This window comes from Candidatus Nanosynbacter sp. TM7-057, from assembly GCF_022828295.1.
Classification (GTDB): Bacteria; Patescibacteriota; Saccharimonadia; order Saccharimonadales; family Saccharimonadaceae; genus Nanosynbacter.
In genome coordinates, this window is the sequence record NZ_JAJQJT010000002.1 from 16920 (window position 1) to 40361 (window position 23442).

22 protein-coding genes are annotated in these 23442 nt (G+C 43.7%); 19 read left to right on the forward strand and 3 right to left on the reverse strand.

Features of this window, described 5'->3' with window-relative positions; all coding sequences use genetic code 11:
- Nucleotides 1-2 precede the first annotated feature (2 nt).
- The 16 genes from LRM45_RS02655 (at nucleotide 3) to LRM45_RS02730 (ending at nucleotide 16728) form a co-directional block, all read left to right on the forward strand.
- Nucleotides 3-821: a TatD family hydrolase gene (locus tag LRM45_RS02655; RefSeq protein WP_243826639.1), complete on the forward strand. Its 819-nt coding sequence runs from the start codon at nucleotides 3-5 to the stop codon at nucleotides 819-821.
- Nucleotides 822-832: 11 nt separating this feature from the next.
- Nucleotides 833-1132 carry a hypothetical protein gene (locus tag LRM45_RS02660; protein WP_243826640.1) on the forward strand — a complete coding sequence of 100 codons (300 nt, stop codon included), beginning with the start codon at nucleotides 833-835 and terminating at the stop codon, nucleotides 1130-1132.
- Entirely contained in the window at nucleotides 1133-1570 is a 438-nt protein-coding gene (locus tag LRM45_RS02665; protein ID WP_243826641.1) for a hypothetical protein, read from the forward strand. It abuts the gene before it with no gap.
- Nucleotides 1571-1582: 12 nt separating this feature from the next.
- A complete protein-coding gene (locus LRM45_RS02670; RefSeq protein WP_243826642.1) occupies nucleotides 1583-2740 on the forward strand; it encodes a cysteine desulfurase family protein in 1158 nt (385 codons plus the stop codon).
- Nucleotides 2737-3333, forward strand: coding sequence for a YdcF family protein (locus tag LRM45_RS02675; protein ID WP_243826643.1), 597 nt, complete (start codon nucleotides 2737-2739; stop codon nucleotides 3331-3333). The genes LRM45_RS02670 and LRM45_RS02675 overlap by 4 nt, the downstream gene beginning before the upstream one ends.
- Entirely contained in the window at nucleotides 3330-4382 is a 1053-nt protein-coding gene (mnmA, locus tag LRM45_RS02680; protein WP_243826644.1) for a tRNA 2-thiouridine(34) synthase MnmA, read from the forward strand. Before LRM45_RS02675 ends, mnmA begins: the two co-directional genes overlap by 4 nt.
- Nucleotides 4383-4458: 76 nt before the next feature.
- Nucleotides 4459-4806 (forward strand): 30S ribosomal protein S16, encoded by a 348-nt coding sequence (gene rpsP / locus LRM45_RS02685; RefSeq protein ID WP_129634821.1) that lies wholly within the window; start codon nucleotides 4459-4461, stop codon nucleotides 4804-4806.
- A 73-nt stretch (nucleotides 4807-4879) separates the two neighbouring features.
- The gene (locus LRM45_RS02690; protein ID WP_243826645.1) at nucleotides 4880-6763 is read left to right on the forward strand and encodes an alanine--tRNA ligase; all 1884 of its coding nucleotides are present in this window, start codon (nucleotides 4880-4882) and stop codon (nucleotides 6761-6763) included.
- A gap of 49 nt (nucleotides 6764-6812) precedes the next feature.
- Entirely contained in the window at nucleotides 6813-8075 is a 1263-nt protein-coding gene (locus LRM45_RS02695; RefSeq protein WP_129636425.1) for a cell division FtsA domain-containing protein, read from the forward strand.
- A gap of 1 nt (nucleotide 8076) precedes the next feature.
- Entirely contained in the window at nucleotides 8077-9708 is a 1632-nt protein-coding gene (locus LRM45_RS02700; RefSeq protein ID WP_243826646.1) for a hypothetical protein, read from the forward strand.
- On the forward strand, nucleotides 9698-10111 hold the full coding sequence (gene ruvX / locus LRM45_RS02705) for a Holliday junction resolvase RuvX (RefSeq protein ID WP_243826647.1): 414 nt from the start codon (nucleotides 9698-9700) through the stop codon (nucleotides 10109-10111). The genes LRM45_RS02700 and ruvX overlap by 11 nt, the downstream gene beginning before the upstream one ends.
- Nucleotides 10098-11174: an endolytic transglycosylase MltG gene (gene mltG / locus LRM45_RS02710; RefSeq protein WP_243826648.1), complete on the forward strand. Its 1077-nt coding sequence runs from the start codon at nucleotides 10098-10100 to the stop codon at nucleotides 11172-11174. Before ruvX ends, mltG begins: the two co-directional genes overlap by 14 nt.
- A gap of 189 nt (nucleotides 11175-11363) precedes the next feature.
- Nucleotides 11364-12560: a LysM peptidoglycan-binding domain-containing protein gene (locus LRM45_RS02715; RefSeq protein ID WP_243826649.1), complete on the forward strand. Its 1197-nt coding sequence runs from the start codon at nucleotides 11364-11366 to the stop codon at nucleotides 12558-12560.
- Nucleotides 12561-12625: 65 nt separating this feature from the next.
- Nucleotides 12626-13948, forward strand: a complete 1323-nt coding sequence (obgE, locus tag LRM45_RS02720) for a GTPase ObgE (RefSeq protein ID WP_243826650.1) — start codon at nucleotides 12626-12628, stop codon at nucleotides 13946-13948.
- Nucleotides 13949-13994: 46 nt separating this feature from the next.
- Nucleotides 13995-15413, forward strand: a complete 1419-nt coding sequence (sbcB, locus tag LRM45_RS02725) for an exodeoxyribonuclease I (RefSeq protein WP_243826651.1) — start codon at nucleotides 13995-13997, stop codon at nucleotides 15411-15413.
- Nucleotides 15414-15477: 64 nt separating this feature from the next.
- The gene (locus LRM45_RS02730) at nucleotides 15478-16728 is read left to right on the forward strand and encodes a sialidase family protein (RefSeq protein WP_243826652.1); all 1251 of its coding nucleotides are present in this window, start codon (nucleotides 15478-15480) and stop codon (nucleotides 16726-16728) included.
- A 4-nt stretch (nucleotides 16729-16732) separates the two neighbouring features.
- Here LRM45_RS02730 and LRM45_RS02735 read toward each other — a convergent pair whose 3' ends face one another.
- Entirely contained in the window at nucleotides 16733-17119 is a 387-nt protein-coding gene (locus LRM45_RS02735; protein WP_243826653.1) for a hypothetical protein, read from the reverse strand.
- Nucleotides 17120-17240: 121 nt separating this feature from the next.
- Between LRM45_RS02735 and uvrA the strand changes: the two genes are divergently transcribed.
- Complete coding sequence (uvrA, locus tag LRM45_RS02740) at nucleotides 17241-20054, forward strand: excinuclease ABC subunit UvrA (RefSeq protein WP_243826654.1); 2814 nt, start codon at nucleotides 17241-17243, stop codon at nucleotides 20052-20054.
- A 2-nt stretch (nucleotides 20055-20056) separates the two neighbouring features.
- On the opposite strand, the gene LRM45_RS02745 is transcribed toward uvrA, so the two are convergent.
- Together LRM45_RS02745 and LRM45_RS02750 are read right to left on the reverse strand one after the other, a co-directional pair.
- Nucleotides 20057-20707 carry a DedA family protein gene (locus tag LRM45_RS02745; protein ID WP_146475640.1) on the reverse strand — a complete coding sequence of 217 codons (651 nt, stop codon included), beginning with the start codon at nucleotides 20705-20707 and terminating at the stop codon, nucleotides 20057-20059.
- A 37-nt stretch (nucleotides 20708-20744) separates the two neighbouring features.
- A complete protein-coding gene (locus LRM45_RS02750; RefSeq protein ID WP_320412725.1) occupies nucleotides 20745-22517 on the reverse strand; it encodes an ABC transporter ATP-binding protein in 1773 nt (590 codons plus the stop codon).
- A gap of 198 nt (nucleotides 22518-22715) precedes the next feature.
- On the opposite strand from LRM45_RS02750, the gene LRM45_RS02755 reads away from it, so the two are divergent.
- Together LRM45_RS02755 and LRM45_RS02760 are read left to right on the forward strand one after the other, a co-directional pair.
- The gene (locus tag LRM45_RS02755) at nucleotides 22716-23108 is read left to right on the forward strand and encodes a Fur family transcriptional regulator (protein WP_243826656.1); all 393 of its coding nucleotides are present in this window, start codon (nucleotides 22716-22718) and stop codon (nucleotides 23106-23108) included.
- Nucleotides 23108-23437, forward strand: coding sequence for a thioredoxin family protein (locus tag LRM45_RS02760; protein ID WP_129637096.1), 330 nt, complete (start codon nucleotides 23108-23110; stop codon nucleotides 23435-23437). Before LRM45_RS02755 ends, LRM45_RS02760 begins: the two co-directional genes overlap by 1 nt.
- Nucleotides 23438-23442 lie beyond the last annotated feature (5 nt).

Here is a 23442-nt window from a genome sequence, read left to right on the forward strand (position 1 = left end):
TTATGATTGAAGCAGATAGGAAAAGTGCGACTGAGGGTTTACGTCTGATAGATTCGCATTGTCATTTGCACGATACGGAATTTTTTACGGACAATCGCGAGAGGTTTTACAAAGAAACGGTCGAGGCGAATATTGGCATGATTTGTGTCGGTACTGACCAGCGAAGTAGTCGCCAAGCTGTGGAATTTGCCGCGAATCATGAGTTTACTTGGGCAGCAATTGGCGTTCATCCGCACGATACGAAAGACGGCTGGGGAGATGTCAAAACTTTGCTGGAGAATAAGACGGAAAATTCTCCGATTGTGGCAATTGGTGAGATTGGACTTGATTATTATTACAATAACAGTCCGCGGGAAACGCAAATTGAGGGCTTGGAGGCACAACTTCAAGTGGCAATAGATTATGATTTGCCGGTAAGTTTTCATGTTCGCGATGGTGCGAAGGATCAGCCGTCAGTTTGGGATGATTTTTGGCCAATCTTCGATAATTTTCCTGGACTGCGCGGTGTTTTGCATAGTTTTACCGATACGCGTGAAAATTTGGAAAAAGGTTTTTCGCGAAATTTGTACGTTGGACTTAATGGAATTAGTACGTTCACAAAGGATCAATTGCAGAAAGAATTGTTCGCTTCAATCCCGCTGGAGCAATTATTGCTAGAAACTGACGCGCCATTCTTGACACCGGCGCCGTTTCGTGGTAATATAAACAAGCCAGAATATGTGAGATTGGTGGCTGAATATTGGGCGAAGCAGCGAAATATTGATTTTGATGTTTTAAGCCAAGCTACTCTTCACAACACAAAAGAACTTTTTGGCATTTGAAAGTGGAGAAAATGAATAGTACGCCGGAATGTGTTACAAAAACACCCGAAATTGAAGCTCGCGAAAAACTTGCCGCTATTTTTTCTGACGCTGAGCAGCGCGGTGACAATTCTAAAGTAAGCCCTGAATTAGGGAAGACTGCGTTTGACGTAAATAATCTTAAAGCGAATATCCCTAATAATGAGGCGGTTGATTTTTGTAAACAGGTGCTTGGTGAAAATGAGAAGCCTGCCGATCCTGTTGAGTCTGTGAAAGAAATTGGCAATATGTTAGCAGATCTTCGAAAAACTAAAGCTAACGAGGTGCAATAAGTGACTAAGTTTTTGAAAAAAGTACGAAGTTTGGTTTTTGCTGATGATAGCGACGCGGTGTCTTTATTGAAATTCCGTAAAAAAGATCGTCCATTAAAGAAATTTACCGAGCGCGAGCTAATCCAATTGGAAAGTGAAATTGGCGCAACAATTTTTGGCGAGAAGCCGGCGTATGTTGCGCGACGAGAATTTTTTAATTTAGATAAAGATACTTGGATTTGGTATGAAGAAGTTGCTGATGGTAAGGGTGGTCGGCAAGAATTGACGACGCGTTATGAAGTGCAACCAAAGGGAATTTTGAAGATTCAGCCGAATTATCGCTATAGTTACTTGGAGGGCGACGAGCTTCAGAATTTTGTCTTGGCAACTAAGGAATATTACGAGCGAGTTTCTCGACAATTGTATAAGAAAGATCCGCAAACCGGTCGGTCGCTTTGATATAATAAAAAAGTGAATAAAGACTATATCTATCTTGATCATGCTGCTGCCACGCCAATGGATCCGTTGGTGGTTGAGGCGATGTTGCCATATTTTTCTGAAAAGTTTTTCAATCCGTCTAGTCCGTACGCTCCCGCCATATTTACAAAGCGTGAATATCAAGACGCGAAGGCTCGGCTGGCGCGCTGCTTAGGTGTGATGGCTGATGAATTGATAATGACAGCTGGAGCAACTGAGTCTGTCAATTTGGCGTTCAATGCAGCAAATGGCGTAAGTTTAATTTCGGCAATTGAGCATGATTCGGTGATTAATTCCGCAAAAGCGCGTTCGGAAGTGAAGCTAATTCCGCCAATGAAAAATGGACGAATAGACCCGAACACGGTTAAAAAAATGTTAACGCCAGATGTTGGATTTGTTAGTGTTGCGCTGGTGAATCATGAGCTGGGCTACATTCAGCCAATTGAAGAAATTGCGGAAATTGTAAAGGCTGAGCGACTCAGGCGCCAAGAAAATGATGAACCTTTACCGTTGATTTTTCATACAGATGCTTCGCAGGCGGCGGCTTTAATTGACGTGAAGATTAAAAGGCTGGGTGTTGATTTATTGACATTGTCTGCGGCGAAAGTTTATGGTCCAAAGCAAGTTGGTTTATTGTGGGTGCGACCTGGCATTACATTGAAAGCGAATATTTTTGGTGGCGGTCAAGAATTGGGGCTGCGCAGTGGAACTGAAAACGTTGCTGGCGTGGTTGGTTTTGCGACTGCTTTGGAATTGGCACAAAAACGACGTTCTGCTGAAGTGAAGCGACTGCGAAAACTACGAGAAAATTTGGTAAAAGATTTGAAGCAAGCTTTTCCTGATATGTTGATATCGTCAGATATGAAAAAAAGTTTGGTGAGTTTTTTGAATATATCATTTTCTGGAATTGATGCCGAAAGATTGGTGTTTTTATTAGAATCTCGTGGAGTTCTAGTGGCTACGGGTAGTGCTTGCGCGGCTAATTCTGGAACGCGTTCTCATGTACTAGCGAGTGTTGGTCTGAGTGAATCAGAGATTGACGGTAGTTTAAGGCTTACCTTAGGCAAGTTGAACAATGATGAGAATGTAAAGCGAGCTGGCGAATTTATCATCGAAGCTGTGCAAGCGGAAATGAAGAGGGCTCGTCGATGATTCATAAACTAGTTGGCTTGATTATTTTTGCTGCTTTGGTGATTTTTGGGCTTAGCGCGTATTTATCTCCAGATGATTTGGGAAAATGTCAAGGCGTGGGCGAAGGTGATTGTCGTAAGGCTGATGCAATAGTTGTTGTCAGCGGTGGCGATACGAATGCGCGAACCGACGAGGCTATTAAACTGTATAAAGAAGGTTGGGCGCCGTTGATTGTTGTGTCGGGCGCGGCGGCCGATAAAACTGGTCCGTCCAACGCTAAGGCTATGTATCAGCGAGCGATTAACAGTGGTGTTCCTGAGAAAGCCATTGTTATGGACGAATCTTCCGAAACGACCAGACAAAACGCCACCGAGGTGAAGAAAATTGTCGATTCGCGAAAAATTGAAGATGTGATTCTGGTGACGAGTGGTTATCATATGCGTCGGGCGCAGCTTGAATTTTCAGCACAGTTTAACGATGTGAAGATTCGAAGCCATCCTGTTGCTTTTGATAAAAACTGGAGCTCGTGGTGGTGGTTAACGCCGTGGGGCTGGTGGCTGGCAATGGGTGAATTAATGAGAATTGGGCTATTTGCTCTGGGGTTGTCTAGATGAGTAAGAAAGTTTTTGTTGGAATGTCGGGCGGTGTGGATTCCTCCGTGGCCGCAGCACTTTTGGTTGAGCAGGGTTACGATGTAACGGGCGTTTATATGAAAAACTGGTCGGAAGATCTTCCCGGAATGCATTGCCCTTGGGCGGAAGATGTTGCTGACGCCAAGCGTGTGGCGGTTGGCTTGGGCATTGATTTTCGAGTTTTTGATTTCCAGAAAGAATATAAGCAAAACGTTGTCGATTACATGATTCGCGAATATCAAGCGGGTCGCACGCCAAACCCAGATATTATGTGTAATCAAGAAGTGAAGTTTAAGATATTTTTGGAGGCTTCGTTGGCGGCTGGAGCGGATTATATCGCGACAGGGCATTATGCACGCGTTGCTCATGAATCATCTTCGTCGGCTAAATTGTTACGTGCTCGTGATGATAATAAAGACCAAACCTACTTCTTATATCGAGTGACTTCGGAGGCTTTGTCAAGAACCATATTTCCGCTGGGCAATTTCACTAAAGCGGAAGTTCGCGAAATGGCGAAAGAACGTGGTTTGTGGACGGCGAGTAAAAAGGAATCGATGGGAATTTGTTTCGTCGGGCAAGTTGGAATTCGTGAGTTTTTATCGGAATATATTAAAACTGCGCCGGGAAATATCATTGATCAACAGACTAGATCTGTCGTCGGTAAACATGACGGCGCAATTTTTTATACACTCGGTCAACGTCATGGTTTGAATGTTGGTGGCGGATTACCGTACTATGTCGTCGGTAAAGATATGGAGAAGAATGAAGTTTATGTTTCGCGCTCGATTGATAATAAAAGTTTGTGGCGAAAAGAACTTAGGTTGGCGGATATTCATTGGATTAATCAAGCGCCGTATAAAGATAAGGACGTGCAGGTTCGGTTGCGTCATCGAGGCGCTTTATTCGACGCGAAAATTGACGGAGATATTGTGCACCTTTCTGCTTCTGAGCGTGCCGTAGCCGCGGGTCAATCTGCGGTAATATATGACGGCGATGAATGTTTGGGTGGCGGAATCGTGAAAACAGATTGACGTTATAGGAAAAATAGTGTAAACTGTTCTAAAGTAAGGAATAATAAAACGTAGAGTTAAAGGAAGAATTAATTTTATGCTAGCAATTCGTTTGCAACGTTTGGGCCGCAAAGGTTATCCAGTATATCGCTTGGCGGTACAAGAAGCACATCGTCATCCATCAAGCGGTCGTGTAGTCGCTTATGTCGGTAGCTACAACCCACACACTAAAGAATCAAATATCCAAGTTGAATTGGCTCAGAAATATTTGGACAATGGCGCACAGCCAACACCACGCGTAGTTAAGTTATTGAAAGAAGCTGGTGTTAAGTTGCCAAAGTGGGTTAAGGAAGTTTCCGCCGACAAGCACAAAGCCATCCGTAATCCAGAAAAACTTCGCAAGAATCAGCCAAAAGAAGAGCCAGCTGAAGAAGTAGCTGAATAATTTGTTGAGATTGGCGATTTGATCTATAAACCCCATCTGTAAGGTGGGGTTATTTTATGGTATAATTATATTCATGAATGCCCAAAAAATACGTAGTAAATATCTTGAATTTTATAAAAAACAGGGTCACGCCGTTGTTGAGCGTGCGCCGTTGATTTTAACTAATGATCCGACGACTTTATTTACGGGCGCCGGAATGCAGCCGATGATTCCGTACTTGCTTGGTGAGGCACATCCCGAAGGTAAGAGAATTGCCGATTCTCAAACGTGTTTGCGAGCGCAGGACATCGACGACATTGGTGATAATCGTCATACAACGTTTTTTGAGATGCTTGGGAACTGGAGTTTGGGCGACTATTTTAAGGAAGAGCAAATTGGCTGGATGTGGACGTTTTTGACTGAAGAAATTGGTCTTGATCCGCAGAGATTGTATGTAACGTGTTTTATTGGCGCACCGGAATATAATATCGATAAAGACGTTGAAGCGGCTAAACTGTGGCAGAAAAAGTTTGCAGAAAAGGGCATTGATGCAAAAATGGCAGATATCGGCAGCGAAGAGCAGGGTGCGGCGCGTGGTGTAAATCCGGGTGAAAGAATTTTCTTTTATGACGGCAGTAAAAACTGGTGGAGTCGTAATGGTGGCCCGGAGACTACCCCGGTTGGTGATCCGTGTGGTCCAGATAGTGAGATGTTTTATGAGTTTGATTTTATTGAACATGATCCAAAATTTGGTGAAAATTGTCATCCGAACTGTGATTGTGGTCGATTTATGGAGATTGGCAATAACGTATTTATGGCATATAAAAAAGTTGCTGAGGGACAATTTGAGCCACTTGATAAGCCAAATATTGACCATGGATCTGGACTTGAGCGAATCGCGGCTGCAGTAAATAATGATCCTGACGTCTTTAAGATTAGTTTGCTTTGGCCGATTATTGAAAAGCTGCAAGATCTGAGTGGCAAAGATTACGCTTCGCATACCGAAAGTATGCGAGTGATTGCTGACCATTTGAGAGCTGCGGCGTTTATGGCGGTTGATGGGTGTGTGCCAAGTAATAAAGAACAGGGCTATGTGATGCGTCGTCTGCTTCGTCGGGCAATTCGTTATAGTTTTGATTTGGGCATCGAGCAGAATTTCCTGCAAGAAGTTGTGCCGACGATTGCTGATTTGTACGAGGCTGATTTTCCAGAGGTGAAGAATAATCGCGACAATATCATCGCCGTGCTAGTCAAGGAAGAAAAAGCTTTTCGCCAGACTCTAAGAAAAGGCTTGCGACAAATGCAGCGCTACATTGACGATGGCTTGACTGGTGAAGAATTGTTCACTTTGTACGACACCTTCGGTTTTCCAGTGGAACTCAGTACGGAAGAAGCATATAAACAAGGAATTAAGCTTTCGGACAATTGGCGCGAGGAATTTACCGCGAAAATGAATGAACAACGACAGCGCTCTAAGACGGCTCGCAAGGGGCAATTTAGCGGTGGTCTGGAAGGTCATGACTCTATTCATTTGAAATATCACACGGCGACGCATTTGTTGGGTGCGGCGTTACGCAAGGTTTTGAATGCGCCAGATTTACAGCAGCACGGAAGCAATATTACCGCCGATCGATTGCGCTTTGATTTTAATCACGACAAATTGACACCTGAGGAAAAACAGGCGGTTGAAGATCAGGTTAATGTTTGGATTGATGAAGATTTGCCAGTTAGTTTTGCTGTATATCCGACCGATGAGGCGTTGAGCATGGGCGCAATTGGTGCATTCGGTGAGCGTTACGGTGATGAGGTTAAGGTTTATTCCATTGGTAAAGATGATAATATCGTTAGCTTTGAAGTTTGCGGCGGCCCACACGTCGAACACACTGGAGTTTTGTCTGAAGATGGCAAGCGATTCAAAATCACCAAAGAAGAATCTAGCTCGGCTGGAATTCGTCGAATCAAGGCTGTTTTAAGATAGATAATTAACTGTTGCTCTAAAATCACAAGCGTTATATAATATTTCTTATATGGCATTGAAAGATATGTTAAAGAAGTCTGATAAAGATAGTCGCGAGCTATTGGTTAGCTTAGATATTGGTACGGAAGTGGTCAAGGCGTTGATCGCTGAAGTTAAAGACGACGAGCTGAAGATTATTGGTGTTGGTCGAAAACAGCAGGAAATGGGTGATATGCACAGTGGTGCGATTGCTGATATTGCTGGTGTTGTGGCGAATTGCGAAGAGGCTCTGTCTGAAGCTGAGGATCAAGCTGGCGTTCAGGGCAAGCGAGTCGTTATTGGTATCGCGGGCGAATTAGTTAAGGGTGTTACGAATACTATTCGCTATCGCAGGCCGCAGCCGAATAAGCCATTAGACATTGCTGAGATGGAATTTATTATTGAGAAAGTCCAGGAGCGAGCCCAGGGAAAGGCTCAGGCACAAATTGCACTAGAAACTGGCAATGAGGATGTTGAAGTGAAGCTGGTTAACTCGGCGCTGGTGAGTATTCATATTGATGGCTATAAAGTTTCGAATCCGATTAGTTTTCAGGGGCGAGATGTGGCGGTGCAGATTTACACGGCATTTGCTCCGATGGTTCATATCGGCGCGTTAGAGAAGGTTGCGGACGAGCTTGCGCTGGATTTAGTGGCTGTGGCTGCTGAGCCATTTGCGGTGAGTAGGAGCGTTTTAGGATCGGATACGGATAGCAATTTCACGGCGATTCTAGCGGACATTGGTGGTGGCACGACGGATATTGCAGTTGTTAATGACGGCGGAGTCGAAGGCACGAAGATGTTTGGTATTGGCGGACGAAGTTTCACTAGAACTATTGCGGCTGACCTGGATTTAAGCTTCAAAGATGCAGAAAAGTTGAAGCTGAATATTGATAATGAGAATTTGAAGCCTAGTGTAAAGAAAAAAGTTGACGCGGCGATCGACAAGACTTTGGAAGTTTGGCTATCAGGTGTTGAATTGGCGCTGAGCGATTTTGATAATGTCGATTATTTGCCGAATAGGATTTTACTGTGTGGTGGCGGATCGAGCTTGCAGAAAATTACTGAAGCTCTGAAGACTCGACGCTGGCCAGAGGACTTGCCTTTTACTAAGAAACCAGTAGTTCAATATATCAATCCAAGTGATATTACAGGAATAGTTGACGAAACCGGAGATATTAGCGATCACACATTTGTAACTGCAATGGGCTTGTTGCGAGTTGGATATGATACAATTATCGGTAGTCAAGACGGTAATAGTTTAGTTGAAAAAGTAAATAGGTTGTTAAAGATTTAAAATGAATAAAGACGTTATTTATATCGATGTAGAAGACGACATTACGACGATAATTAGTAAGATTAAGGCGTCGAAAGAGCGAATTATTGCGTTGGTGCCGCCTCGAAGAATTGGCGTTTTACAGAGTGCAGTCAATATTCGATTACTAGCTCGGGCGGCAACTTCGGCGGATAAGAGAATTGTGTTAATCACGAATGATTCGGTTTTGGCTGGATTGGCGGCAACGGCGAAAATCCCTATTGCAAAAACACTTCAGAGCAAGCCAGAAATTGCGGAGATTCCAGTTCTGAAAGTTGATGACGACAATGATGTAATTGATGGCGGCAAACTGGCGGTTGGAGATATGGCGGATTCCGCGAAAAGATCAAAGAAATCCGATGAAGACTCTGCTGTAGGCAATGTTATAGCTGACGCAAACAAGAAGGAGCCTAAGGGGTTGGACTCTCTGAAAAAGATGGTTAAAAAACCAAAAGTCCCTGATTTTAATACATTTCGTAAGAAGTTCTTATTGATAGGCGGTGGTGCTTTACTTTTGATCGTATTTTTGGTTTGGGCAATTTGGTTCGCGCCACATGCCACGGTCGTTATTTCAGCAAGGACTACTAGTATGACAGTCAGTGATACCGTCAGCTTGAATGAAACAGCCACTACAAGCGCGAAATCTAATGTCATTAAGTCTGTAAAGAAAGAATTAGCAAAGGAAGTTAGTGTTGAATTTTCTGCTACGGGCAAGAAGAATGTCGGAGAAAAGGCGACCGGAGTAGTTGTCTTCAGCAACTCGTCGTCAAGTAGTGTGACTATTTCAGCTGGCACAATCTTGAAAAATAGTGGACTATCTTATACTTTGAATTCTTCTGTGACTGTTCCAGGAGCTACGTTGGGTTGGAGTTGTCCAGGATATAAATGTCCGGGATCTGCTTCTGGGTCTATTACCGCCAGTGAGGGCGGGGCTCAGTATAATGCGGCAACTGGTAGTATGAGTATTTCGGTTGATGACATTTCTGCGTCGCTGCGGTCTGCTACTAGTGGCGGCACCGATAAAACTGCAACGGTTGTGACGGCTAGCGATATAGAATCGGCAAAAAGCAAGCTGAGTGAAAAGAAGATTGATGGACTAAAAGAGCAATTGTTGTCATCATTTGGCGATTCGGCAACGGTTATAACGGAAAGCTACGTTGAAAATCGATCAGATCCTAACTCAAGTGTAGCGATAGACGGCGAAGCGACTGGAGCTGTAACTCTGAAATCGACAATTACCGCCAGCGCGTTGGCTATTGATAAGAATGAGCTAAAAAACTTTGTGGAAGCAAAGCTTAAAGAGGAGATTTCTGGTAAGAAGTCACAGAGAATTTATGACAATGGAGTAAGCAAGATTGCGTTCTCGCAATTTTCTAAGGCGCATAATACACAGACTGTGCGCTTAACTACGAATGGCAAGGTTGGTCCAGATATTAAAGAAGCGAACGTAAAGGATCAAGCCAAAGGCAAGAGTTACGGAGAGGTTCAGTCTGCTATTGAATCTATCGAAGGCGTTGAGGATGTCGATGTTAAATTCTCGCCATTCTGGGTTAAATCTGTTCCAAAAGATATCAATAAGATTAATGTCGAGTTTAAGATAAAAGATGTCAAGTAAAAACTTTTTAGCGCTGGATGTTGGGTCGCGGCGAATTGGCTTGGCTATGGCGGATTCGCAAGTGAAAATTGCCGTGCCGTTTGGCTGGTTGGAGAATAATGAAGATATTGTTCAGGAAATAACAGAGCTAGTATTGAGGCACGATATTGATACTATCGTGGTGGGATATCCACGAAATCAATCCGGTGAACCAACAAAGCAGACGGAATTTGTAGAAGAATTTGTTAAGCAATTTGAAGACATTGAGCTTGATACGGAGATTGTTTTTCAAGATGAATCTTTAACAAGTGTGCAGGCTGAGCAGAGATTGGGGAATAAAATTAAAGATAAGGGCGAGATTGATGCGGAGGCTGCTAGCATAATTTTGCAAGATTTTTTGGAGGAGAATTATGAAAATTCGTAAACGACGTATTTGGCTATTAGTGTTGTCAATAGTTGTGGCTATCGCTGGAGTCGGCGCTCTCGGGGCAACAGTGTGGTATAAGCAGATGCTTTCTCCTGTCGACGTAAATAGTCAGCAAGCTTTCAGAATCAATATTAAAGAAGGTATGGGATCTAGTGATATAGCTAAAACTTTAGAGGATAATAAAATTATCAAAAACTCTTTAGCATTTTCTATTTACACAAGGCTTCATAATTCGGCAAGCAAATTCAAGGCTGGCGTTTATTCTGTAAAATCTTCGCAATCTGTCGATGAGATAGTTAATCATTTGACCAGCGGTAAAACTGATGAGATTGCTATAACATTTTATCCTGGATCGACTTTGAATAAAAAAATAAAGAATTCTGACGGCAGAGAGGTTGAATCCGTGTTGCTTAAGGCAGGATTTTCAGATGATCAGATAAAAAAGGCATTTGCTGCTAAGTATGACAGTCCAGTTTTTGCGGGTAGACCGGAAAATGCTGGGCTTGAAGGGTATATCTACGGTGAAACATTCTATATTTCCCCAGACGAAACTGCAGAACAGGTTTTGCAGCGCTCAATTGATCATCTGGAGAAAATTGTTAAGAAATATAATCTGGGGGAGAAATTTAAAGTTCGTGGGCTGACCTTATATCAAGGGGTAACACTAGCGTCGATTATTCAGCGTGAATCGATTGGCTGTGGGTCTGGTGTGGCAACTTGCGAGGATCAGCGTAAGATTGCTAGCGTATTTTACAATCGCCTGAAAGCCAATATGCCGTTGGGCTCTGATGTAACATATCAATATATTGCTGACAAAACAGGGGTAGAGCGTTCGCCAAACCTTAAATCGCCATATAATACACGCATTCAAAAAGGCTTAACTCCTGGACCAATCGCTTCGCCTAGTTTGAGCGCGTTGAACGCCGCTGCCGACCCGATAAACTCTGATTATCTATATTTCCTGAGTGGCGACGATGATATTACGTATTTTGCGAGAACCAACGAAGAGCATGAGTCTAATATCAAGACTCACTGTCAAAAGAAGTGTCAGATTTCTTGACAAAAACGCATTTTATAAAATTTATTGACTTTATTGTCAATGTTGTGTAAAATAGATGTTAGATCATTTGTCTAATTTATCAACAGAGGTGAATTACGATAAATGACCTGCCAAGATTGTCGCTACGGATATAGCAAAACTAATGTAGAATAATAATAATCAATTAGGTCGACAACATATCCTGTTCTATTGCGAGAAGAAAGACAATTTGGTAGAGGTGCTAGTGGTAACATTGGCGCAAGGAGAACGATTATTCGTAACCATTTTACATCTCTTCGGAGTAAAAAACGTAAACTGCAATCATTTGCAATCTACGGTGGAATATTTTTATTGACTATATCATTTTTGATCTACGGCAATAGTGGTAGTAATGTATCCGCTGAAAGATCAAAAACTTTGGCATCATCTGAAACTACTGGTGTTTCATCGGCATCTAAGTCTGCTAAGTCTAAAACAGCTTCAGTAGATGAATTAGCAGCAGCTAATGCTGTAACTAACTTGGCGGAAACGGCGGAATTGCCTTCGGCTGGTGATTTACGCGAGTCTGAAACTTCACTAACAATTAAGAAGAGTCTTTCTCAGAATGATACAGAAGTTATAACAAAACCTGACATTGTTAAGCCAGACACTTCGGCGGCGCGTGGCATTTCATCTTACGTGACCAAAGAGGGTGATACGATGGAGTCTATTGCTAAGAAATTTAAGATTTCATCTCAGACGCTTCGTTGGGCTAATAATACAACTTCGGACGCTGTAGAGCCAAATAAGACTCTAGTTGTGCCTCTTGTTGACGGTGTTGTCTATACTATTAAAGACGGCGATACTGCCCAATCTCTGGCAGAAAAGTATAAGACGAGCGCTGAGCGTGTTGTTCTATATAATGATATCGATGACGGTGCTAAGTTGTCTACTGGCTCTAGGATTGTGTTGCCTGGAGGTGAGCTTCCGGAAAATGAGCGACCTGGTTATGTTGCTTCGCGAAGTAGGTCATATGGCAATCGATATTCTTCGTCGTCGACTACTACGAGTGCGAGTCGAAGCTGGTTGACTGCTTCTGTCGGTAATCGTTATGCCGCCGGTAACTGTACATGGTATGCATACGAGCGTCGTTTGCAGTTGGGTCGTCCAATTGGTAGTTTCTGGGGTCATGCTAAGGCTTGGAGTGCTAGTGCTCGTGCTGCTGGACTCGTGGTTAACAATGTTCCAGCGCCGGGTGCTATTATACAGAATGTTTGGGGTGGCTATGGCTATGGACACGTCGGTATCGTGGAACGAGTAGATGGTCAGAATATCTATGTTTCAGATATGAATTATGCGGGTTATAATATTATCTCTTCTCGTATCGTGCCGCTTGCTGAGGCTGGTCGCTATAACTTCATTCACTAAAATTTAAAATGACACCAGTGTAACACCCCGTCGACCGATGGGGTGTTTTTTGGTATACTAAAGATATGTTTGTAGATATTGCAAAAGTTTTAGTGCGCGCCGGTAGAGGCGGTAATGGAGTAGTTAGTTTTCGCCATGAGAAATACGTCGATAAGGGCGGTCCCGATGGCGGCGATGGCGGTCGTGGTGGTGATATTGTTTTTTTGGCGACGAAGGATCTTAATACGCTTTTGAATTTTAGATATAAGCCGGAGCTTAAAGCCGAAAAAGGTGGTGATGGCGGAAAACGTAATAAACGAGGAAAAAGTGGTGCCCCGCTAATTGTTAAGGTGCCGATGGGTACCCTAGTGAAGCGCGACGGTATGGTAATTGCGGATTTGACCGAAGATCAGCAGCAGGCAGTGGTGGCTCGCGGTGGAGATGGCGGATTTGGAAATGCACACTTTACGTCTAGTACACGCCAAACGCCTAAAATTGCTGAACTTGGTGAGGCTGGCGAGGAATTTGAGGCAGAGTTGGAATTGAAATTATTGGCCGACGTTGGTTTGGTTGGCTTTCCGAACGCTGGTAAGTCGACGTTCCTGAGTGTGGTTTCTAATGCGCGTCCGGAGATTGCTAATTACGAATTTACGACTTTGACGCCTAATTTGGGAGTGGCTGATGTTGATGATGGGTCGATTTTGATTGCTGATATTCCGGGGTTGATTGAAGGTGCATCAGAAGGTAAAGGTTTGGGTGATCAATTTTTGCGACATGTCGAGCGAACGGCTGTGCTGCTTCATATGATTGATGTGTATAGTGATGACCCGGCGGAGAAATATCAGGCAATTCGTCGCGAGCTGGAAAAATATTCTGAATCATTAGCGGAGCGCCCAGAGATAATAGCGCTGACCAAATGCGAAGGCTTAGATGATGAGATTATTGCTATGCAGTCGACTGCCCTTCAAAAAGTAGCTAATGGCGCGCCGGTCGTAGCGATTTCTTCCCAGACACACGACGGAGTGACTGAGCTTCTACGAATGTTGCGTGATGAAGTTGCTAAATATCGAGAGCGTGAAGCTGAGATTGTTGATGAAAAAGAGGAAGATTTGCCGACAATTTCGTTGGACGATCAGGTCATTTCTGATGCTTGGTCTGTAAGGCGTGTTCCTGACGCTGAATCTAATGAGAGTGACGATGAAGATGGGAAGATTGAGTTTATTGTTACGGGTGCTAAGATTGAAAAATTTGCTCGTCGTACCAATTTTGACCAATTCGAATCCGTTAATCGCTTGCGAGATATTATGCGAAAAATGGGAATTACTCACGAATTATTGCGTCAAGGGGCGATTGGTGAAAGCTTGATTCAGATTGGCGAATCTATGCCGTTTACATTGGTCGAGCAATAAATTCTGCTGGTGTAAATTAGCGTGAGCTTGATGATATAATATAAATATGGCGCAAACATTTTTCTTCTACGATCTTGAAACTAGCGGTCTTAATCCCAGGCAAGATCGAATTATGCAATTTGCTGGTCAGCGAACCGATATGGATTTGCAGTCGATTGGTGAACCGTGCAATATTCTCGTGACGTTGAATGATGATACGCTGCCGAGTCCTGATGCGTTGATGGTGACGGGCATAACGCCGCAAAAAACTGTCGAAGAAGGCTATACTGAGGCTCAATTTGCGCGTATGTTAAGCGAGGAAATATTTACGCCTGATACGATTGCTGTTGGATTTAATAATATCCGTTTTGACGACGAGTTTATTCGTCATTTGTTCTGGCGGAATTTTTACGATCCATATGAGTGGACTTGGAAAGACGGTCGATCCAGGTGGGATTTGTTGGACGTGGTTCGCTTGACCAGGGCGCTTCGACCTGAGGGAATTGAGTGGCCAATTGACGATAAAGGTGAGCCGAGTAATCGCCTGGAGCTCATCACGAAAGCTAACGGAATAGAGCACGAGAACGCCCATGACGCGCTAGCGGACGTGACCGCGTTGATTGCTGTGACTAAATTGATTAAGCAGAACCAGCCGCAAATGTACGACTATTTGCTGAAAATGCGCGATAAGAAATTGGTTCAGAAACTGGTGAATGTCGATGATAAAAAACCTTTTGTTTATGCGAGTGGTCGTTATGATAAAGAATTCGCCAAAACGACCGTGGCTTTTCCGCTAACCACGAGCCGAAATGGTGGCGTGATTGTTTATGATTTGCGTTATGATCCGACGCCGTTTGTTGATCTGAGCGTTGAGGAATTGTCGGCGAAGATATTTGCAACATGGGAAGAAAGGCAAGCTGAGGATTTCGTTAAATTGCCAGTTAAGGAATTGCAATATAATCGCTGCCCGGCAGTTTCGCCACTTGGCGTGTTGACTCAGGGCAATGGCTGGGAGAAGATTTCTCTGGATGCGGAAACTGTACAAAAGCACCAAGATATTTTACTTTCTCATCCAGATTTTGCTGAAAGGTTGCGTAGTATATTTGAGAATAAGCCAGAGTTTAAGAAAATGACCGATCCAGAAGCGCAATTATACGATGGTTTTTTGGACAATAGCGATCGAGTTCGCGTTGAAGCCGTACGTAATGCTGGCGAGCGCGAATTGGCTGATTTTCATCCGGATTTTCAGGATGAACGATTGTCGCCACTATTGTTGCATTATAAAGCGCGAAGTTTTCCTAATTTGCTTAGTGAAGATGAACTGCAACAATGGGAAGAATGGCGCAATGAGCATTTACAGGCGCAACTGCCGCAATTTATGAAATCTCTGCAACGATTAGCGCCTAGTGCGACCGACGAACAGCAGTTTATTTTGCAAGAATTGCAGTTATGGCTGGAATCTGTCCTGCCTTCTGTTGACGCCTGAAATTCGGTTATGCTAAAATCAGAAAGATGGTTTCGCATAGAAAAATAAAAAAATTGGGGAACGGATGTTAATTAAGAACAGAAAACGCGCAGTATGCAGAGGGGTACTGTCCTTATTATTTGTATTTGCATTATCAGCATTGACAGTCTTATCTCCTTTGGTTAGAGCGGAGGAATCGCCTAAGTATACGTGGAAGGATGTAACTGTACCAGGAGATGATGAATTTAGAGAAGCGATTATTAGTCCAGACGGATCAAAGCTTTTTATACTGCGAGAAGATGCTAATACTGGCGATATGAAATTGTTAATCTCCGCAGATAATGGTGTAAGTTGGAATAGTTTTGCGATGCCAGATTCCGCGAATAGATTGCTAGTAAACACAGACGGGTCTAAGATGATTGTGAATGGTCGGCGTGGAGAAAAATCTTTTTATATGTCAACTGACGGTGGGCGCAATTGGGTGAAGTCTAACAATATAGACCCCAGTAATAACCATTTATTTATGAGCCCAGACGGCTCCACTCTGGCTAGGTGTGGAGATGACGGTGAAACCCCTCCGCTTTATGTTTCTATTGACGATGGTCAAACTTGGACGCAAAAAGGTAATATTTGTCCTGAGCGCGTGCTTGATGGCGGAAAGATGATTGCGATAGATGGGACCCCTAGTGTAGTAAAGAGGTCTGATGATTACGGATTGACTTGGACGGACGCTGGAACTCATGTCGTCTATGATACAACCCTTATGTCCATTAGCACTGACGGTAATAGTCTATTTAATGGTCGTAAAATTTCATTAGATGGTGGTGCCAGCTGGGAGTCCATTCCTGCTGAAGTTCCGATTCAGAAGGTGGGTGATTATATTACGCAGACAGGAGTTAGTGATGATGGTAAGAAGCTGTTTGTCTACGTTCGACCAGCAGTCATGGATGTCTCTAATTTGCCATATATTGTAATGTCAGTAGACGGCGGTAAAACCTGGACGTCGCGGGGTGATAATGAGGCTGGTTTTGGTAGCGTTTATTCGTCTTCATCAGCGTCCAGAATGTTCGCAATGTTCTATAACATGACAACCGGCGCGTCTTATTATCGCCTGGCAACTCTACCGACACCTCCACCCGTAACTCCTGGCAGTACCGGCTCAGGTGCAGCCGGAACTGTCGCCTCATCCACAGGCTCTACTTCTGCCACTCCTGGGCAAAAGCCAGGAAAAGCATCAGGGCGTTTGGCTGAAACAGGAACTTCAACTTGGATGGTCGGTGGATTAGCTGCTGTGGCTGTCGCGGCTGGTGCGTTGGTGCTGAGAAAACGGTTGTAAAAAATTAAGTCATAGACGGAGCGAGCTTTTGAGATTCAATCTCATCATAAGGCTCGCTCTTTTTCATACTGGAAAGTAAATAAATTGATAATAAAATAAGTTCGCTTTTTTGATTTGGTGTAAAGTAGCGGATTTTTCTGTTAATTCGTCGTTGTGCGATTTCGCCGGCAATGCTAATGAGCTCCCAAAACAGGACAGAAAGTGATTTTCTGAGGATAATTGCTGATGGTACGATAATTGCCCAGAAAATAACCATTAAAATTGCGGGCAGGCTGATGTTCGTGAATGGGATTTTTCCTAAGAAAAAGAAGAAAAACAGCTGGTCAATTACAAAAGGCGCGAGTAGTATCGCTCCGAGTGTTATAACTAAGTAAATGCCCAGCTTTCTCATAGATCTAACTGTAGCAAATAAGATATTGACTTGCAATCATAAGCGTAATGTGTTTTAACTCTGATTTGCGTCGATATTTGGACTGGAAAAAATTGTCAAAAACCTGTATAATATAGCGGTTATGACAGAGGTAATTCGTGTTAAAGGTGCTCGTGAGCACAATCTGAAAAATGTAGATATTGAGATTCCGCGAGATAAGCTGGTGGTGATTACTGGGCTTAGTGGGTCTGGGAAGTCCAGCCTGGCATTTGATACGATTTATGCTGAAGGTCAGCGCCGCTATATGGAGAGCTTGAATTCTTATGCGCGTCAGTTTTTGGGGACGATGGATAAGCCTGATGTTGATTCGATTGAAGGGCTTAGCCCAGCGATTTCAATTGACCAGAAGTCGACCAGCCGCAATCCGCGCTCGACCGTGGCTACGGTTACCGAAATTTATGATTATCTGAGGCTTTTGTTTGCACGAATTGGTGTGCCGCATTGTCCGATTTGTGGCAATGAAGTGACGCGTCGCACGACCGAGGTGATTATTGACGAGATTCTGCGACAATTTGTCGATAAGCGAATTTTGCTATTGGCGCCAATTGTTAAGAATAAAAAAGGTGAATTTGCGCATATTCCGGAGCAATATCAGCGACTTGGTTATGCCAGGGTTCGCGTGGACGGCGTGGTGTACGCGCTGGATGAATTTCCGGAGCTGCAAAAAAGCTACAAGCATAACATCGAGCTGGTGGTTGATAGGTTGGCGTTGACGGCGGAAATGCGATCTCGATTGAGTCAGAGCGTTGAGCAGGCGCTGGATTTGGGCCAGGGAGTTATCGAGGTTTTGGACGCAGATAATGATGAAGTGAAGACATTTTCGCAGAGATACGCTTGTGTTGATCATCCTGATGTCGATATTCCAGAGCTGGAGCCGCGACTGTTTAGTTTTAACGCGCCGCAGGGGGCTTGTCCTGTGTGTACGGGTTTGGGTTCGAGGCTGGAGGTTGATCCAGAATTGGTCTTTAATAACAATTTGACAATTTCCGAAGGCGCGATTCGACCGTATAATCGAATGAATTCTGACGCTTGGAATATGAAGCGATTGGCGTCTGTTGCTGAAGCTCACGGATTTAGCTTGAAAGTTCCCGTAGGCAAGCTTTCTGATGATGCTAAACATAAAATATTATACGGAACTGGCGACCAAAAATATCGCGTTGATTTGGGTGGCGGTCGACATTACGATACGACTTATGAAGGTGTTATTCCTAATCTGGAGCGACGCTGGAAAGAAACTGATAGCGATTTTATGCGACGAGATATTGAGCGATTTATGCGCGAGAGGGATTGTTATGCCTGTAAAGGTGCGCGCCTGAAACCTGTGGTTTTGGCGGTGACGGTTCATGAATTGAATATCGTTGACGTGTGTGATTTGAGTGTCGATGATGCATTGGATTTGTTTGATAATAAGCTTCAATTGACTGAGCAAGAAATGACGATTGCTCGCTTGATTGTGAAGGAAATTAAATCTCGTTTGGCGTTTATGAGTAATGTTGGGCTGAACTACTTGGAACTAAGTCGAGCAGCTAACACGCTTAGTGGTGGCGAGGCGCAGCGAATTCGCTTGGCGACGCAAATTGGCGCTGGACTTCAGGGTGTGCTTTATGTACTGGACGAGCCGTCAATTGGACTTCATCAACGTGACAACGACAAGTTGATTGATATGTTGAAGCGCCTTCGTGATTTAGGAAATTCTGTGCTGGTGGTTGAACACGACGAGGACACGATTCGTCAGAGTGATTTTCTGGTTGATATGGGACCGGGAGCTGGTGTGAATGGTGGTCAAGTGGTGGCAATGGGGACGCCTGAAATTGTTGCGAAAAATGAGAATAGTATAACGGGTCGCTATTTATCTGGGGCGGAAAAAATTGCCGTTCCGAAAAAGCGTCGTAAAGTTATGAAAGATAGAAAGTTGATTGTTCGTGGCGCTCGCGAAAATAATCTTAAGAACATTGATGTGGAATTTCCTTTGGGGTTGATGACTGTAGTGTCTGGCGTTTCTGGTAGCGGAAAGTCGACGCTCGTGAATGACATTGTGGCGCGGGAATTAGCGGCGGAACTTAATCGCGCAACGACAGCGCCAGGATTGCACGACGCCATAGAAGGTGTGAATTTGCTTGATAAGACGATTGTCATAGATCAGTCGCCAATTGGTCGAACACCGCGCTCTAATCCAGCAACATATACTGGAATTTTTACGCCGATTCGCGAACTTTTTGCCAGCACGCCCGAGGCTAACGTTCGGGGCTATAAATCTGGGCGCTTTAGCTTTAATGTCAAGGGCGGTCGCTGCGAAAATTGTCAGGGTGATGGTGTGATAAAAATTGAAATGCACTTTTTGCCGGACGTTTACGTTCAATGTGACGAATGTCACGGCAAGCGTTATAATCGCGAGGTGCTGGAAATTAAGTATAAAGATAAGACGATTGCTGATGTTCTGGATATGACAATTGATCAAGCGGCGGAATTTTTTGACAGCGTGCCGAATATTGCACGTAAACTCCAGACGTTGGTTGAGGTTGGGCTTGGCTATATTAAACTTGGTCAGCCAGCAACTACTTTTTCAGGCGGTGAGGCGCAGCGAATTAAATTGGCAACGGAACTCTCCAAGCGTTCCACTGGAAAAACTATGTACATTCTGGACGAGCCGACCACTGGGCTTCATTCTGCTGACGTAAAGCGACTGTTGGGGATTTTACAGCAATTGGTTGAGGGCGGTAATAGTATGATTATCATTGAGCATAATTTGGACGTCATAAAGTCAGCCGACTGGATAATTGATATGGGTCCAGAGGGTGGAATTGGCGGCGGTACCGTTGTGGCTTGCGGTACGCCTGAAGATATCGCCAAGGTGCCAAATTCGTTCACTGGCAAATATCTGAAAAAGATGCTTTAAGATTATTTTTTACGCTTGGTTTTCGAGAGGAGAACCGACAATTGTTTTCTTAATAAAGCGCGAGTATTTGGTTGTTTCAAAGCATGAATAACCATTGGTGAAACAGACAGGAAAATAATGAGGATTGCTGCAACTTCAATATTTACGCCTGCTTTGGTCAAAAACTCGCCAGCGTAAAAGCCTAGATAAACGAATGCTGACGACCAAAGAAATCCACCGATAAGATTGAAAGTTAAGAACGTTTTATAGTGCATTTTACTGGCGCCGGCAACGATTGGGGCGAAGGTTCTTACAATTGGCACAAATCGAGCCAGGACGATTGTCGCTGAGCCGTGTTTGTCATAAAACTTTTCTGTTTGCTCTAAATATTTTTTCTTGAAGAATCGGGAATTTTCTTTTTCAAACAACTTGCGTCCAACTTTATGGCCGAAACTATAGCCAACACTGTCGCCCAGCACTGCCGCTGCAAAAACCAAAAGCGCAAAAATGTGAATGTCGATGTGTAGAATGTTTTGCTGAACCATATATCCAGCGGTGAAAAGTAGACTGTCGCCAGGTAAGACGAAGCCGATTAGTAGACCGGATTCTGCGAAAATCACTAATAAAATTGCCAATACGCCGAAGCTAGTTATCAAGTGAATAAAAGATTCCATATCTTAATTATAACATAATTAGCGTATGCAGATTGAGCTATTCTTCAATAAATCCGCCAGATTGCCTTGCCCATAATTTGGCATAAACACCGCGTTTTTTATTGATGAGGTCGTCGTGCGACCCGTCCTCGACAATTTTCCCATTTTTCAAAACAATTATACGATCCAACTTAGCAATTGTAGATAAGCGATGGGCAATGACAATTGAGGTTCGATTCTCCATCAACGTTTCCAAGGATTTTTGGATCAACGCTTCTGACTCAGAATCTAGCGCTGAAGTCGCCTCGTCGAGGACTAGAATTGGCGCATCTTTCAGGATTGCCCTAGCAATTGCAACTCGTTGTCGCTGTCCGCCAGATAATTTGGTTCCGCGCTCGCCAACCATTGTGTCAAAACCGTCTTTAAGTCCAATGATAAAATCGTAAGCACCAGCTTTTTTGGCGGCTTCTTCAATTTCTGCGTCCGTTGCATCAGGTCGACCGTAAGCGATGTTTTCGCGCACAGAGCGGTGGAATAGTAATGGCTCTTGCGGTACGTAAGCGATTTTTGCACGCAAACTTGCTTGGGTGACTTCGGAAATATCTTGTCCGTCGATGGTAATTTTTCCCGAGTCAATGTCGGCGAAGCGTAATAGCAACTTAGTGAGTGTCGTTTTTCCAGAACCGCTCGCTCCGACCAAACCTATTTTTTCGCCCGGTTTAATATCCAGAGAGAAGTCGTGGAATAGAGTGTCGCCTTGACCCTCGTCGTGCGTGAAAGTTATTTTATCCATAGAAATTTCGCCGTTTGTAACTTTTAGCTTCAAATCGCTTTTATCAATCAATGTCGTTGGCGTTTGTAAGATTTCTACCATGTCATTTGCGTTACCGATAATTCGGTTGTAATTGCGCATAATTCCGTTCATGTTCCACAATTCATGTGCGACACTTCCAGTGTAGGTGATAATAAGATAAACAGACGCCACTGACACCAGATTATTCTGAGCTGCGTACACTGCGAAGGCGATTGCTCCAATTTTAATAACCATGTTGATTGACGAATACACGGTGCTGACTTTCAAAAATCCACGCATTACGTCGAGGCTCGAGTTTCGCCAAGAACCGACGGTTTTTGTGAAAAATTTCTGCTCCGTAGCTTCGGCGCCAGATGACTTGACCGCTAGAACGTTTGAGATTACGTCGGCTAATTGTCCGTTCAATTTATTGCTGGATTTGGCTTCTTTTTTTGTCAATTTCGCCATTGGCTTGGATCCATAATAAACGACGATGCTGAAAACAATTGAGAAGATTAGTAAGAATAACGCGTATTGCCAGAGAAGGGTTGATAGGACAATTATTGAACCGACCAGTGAAACAACCAGTGGCAAAATTGACCAAATTATCGTGTCCCAAAAGCTTTCTACCGCGCCGACTAATTTATTTGTTTGGCTAACGAGTGACCCGCCGAATTTATTTGAATGAAAGAATAATGTTTGGTTGGTCAGTTTGCTGAAGCATCGAGCGTATAAATCTCGTTGCATGGCGGTTTCGAATGTCCAGGCGAGATATAAAACTAATCGCCAGCCGATGACGCTCGACCATAATCCACTGACGCTGTATAAAGCAATTAGTGTCCATAGATTTTTTGCGTCGTGCAGTTGATTGTGTTGGATAATACCAAGAAGCTGAGCAATTATGAGCGGCCCGACAAAAATGGTAACCACGAGAGTCAGCATTGCAAAAAATATTGCCAAGTTTCGACGGTGTTTGTATGACTCTGACGTCTTCCAAAATAGACGAAATATTTCTTTGCTGTTTGGTTTGTTTTTCAAATCAATTCCTTTCGATAATAAATTAATATTTATAAACTGCGCAGAAAACTGAGTGTTCTTAATTATTCAAAATGTATATTAGAGGAACTCGCCGTCGGGAGTTCATAGACTTTGACTATTATATGGAATATGTAGAGATAAGTCAATTTGTGGAGCAAAGGCCTTGTTTATTTATTGTAAATACTTTACAATAGGAACATGACGCAAATTGTTAGGCGATCGACAAAATACACGAATGATGTGATGGCGATTTTAAAGAGCAAGCATCACGCGACGAATGCGGAAATTGCTCAGGAATTGCGGAACGTTCATCCTGAAGTCAGCGACACGACGGTACATCGAATAACTCAACGCCTGTGTGGCGACGGGATGATTGGTTTGGCGCCATCGACCAAAAAGGGTTGCTTGCGATATGATATTCGTAAGGACGATCATGATCATTTTGTGTGTAGCGGCTGCGATGGCTTGATGGATGTTAAAATTGCCGATGAGATGAGAAAACAGATTGCGCATGAAATTAGCGATTGTTATATTGATGGCCCGTTGGTTGTGACGGGAGTTTGTAAAAAATGCCAGAAAAGGAGGAAATAATGGCTTTATATGAAATTACAACGAAGCAAGAATTTGAAGATAAGGTGCTAAAAAGCGACGGTCCTGTACTAGTTGATTTTTGGGCGCCGTGGTGTCCGCCATGTCGCGCAATGGCTCCGCTCTTGCATCAAATTGCTGAAGAAACAGAGTTTGATATTGTTAAGGTTGACACTGAAGCGAGTCAGGAAAATGCGCAATTGGCTATGGAATATCGCGTGCAGGGAATTCCAAACATGAAGATTTTTGTTGGCGGCGAGGAAGTTGCTGAAATGATTGGCATGAAGCCAAAGCAGACGTTGATTGACGCTCTGGAAAAAGCTGCGAAATAAAAAAA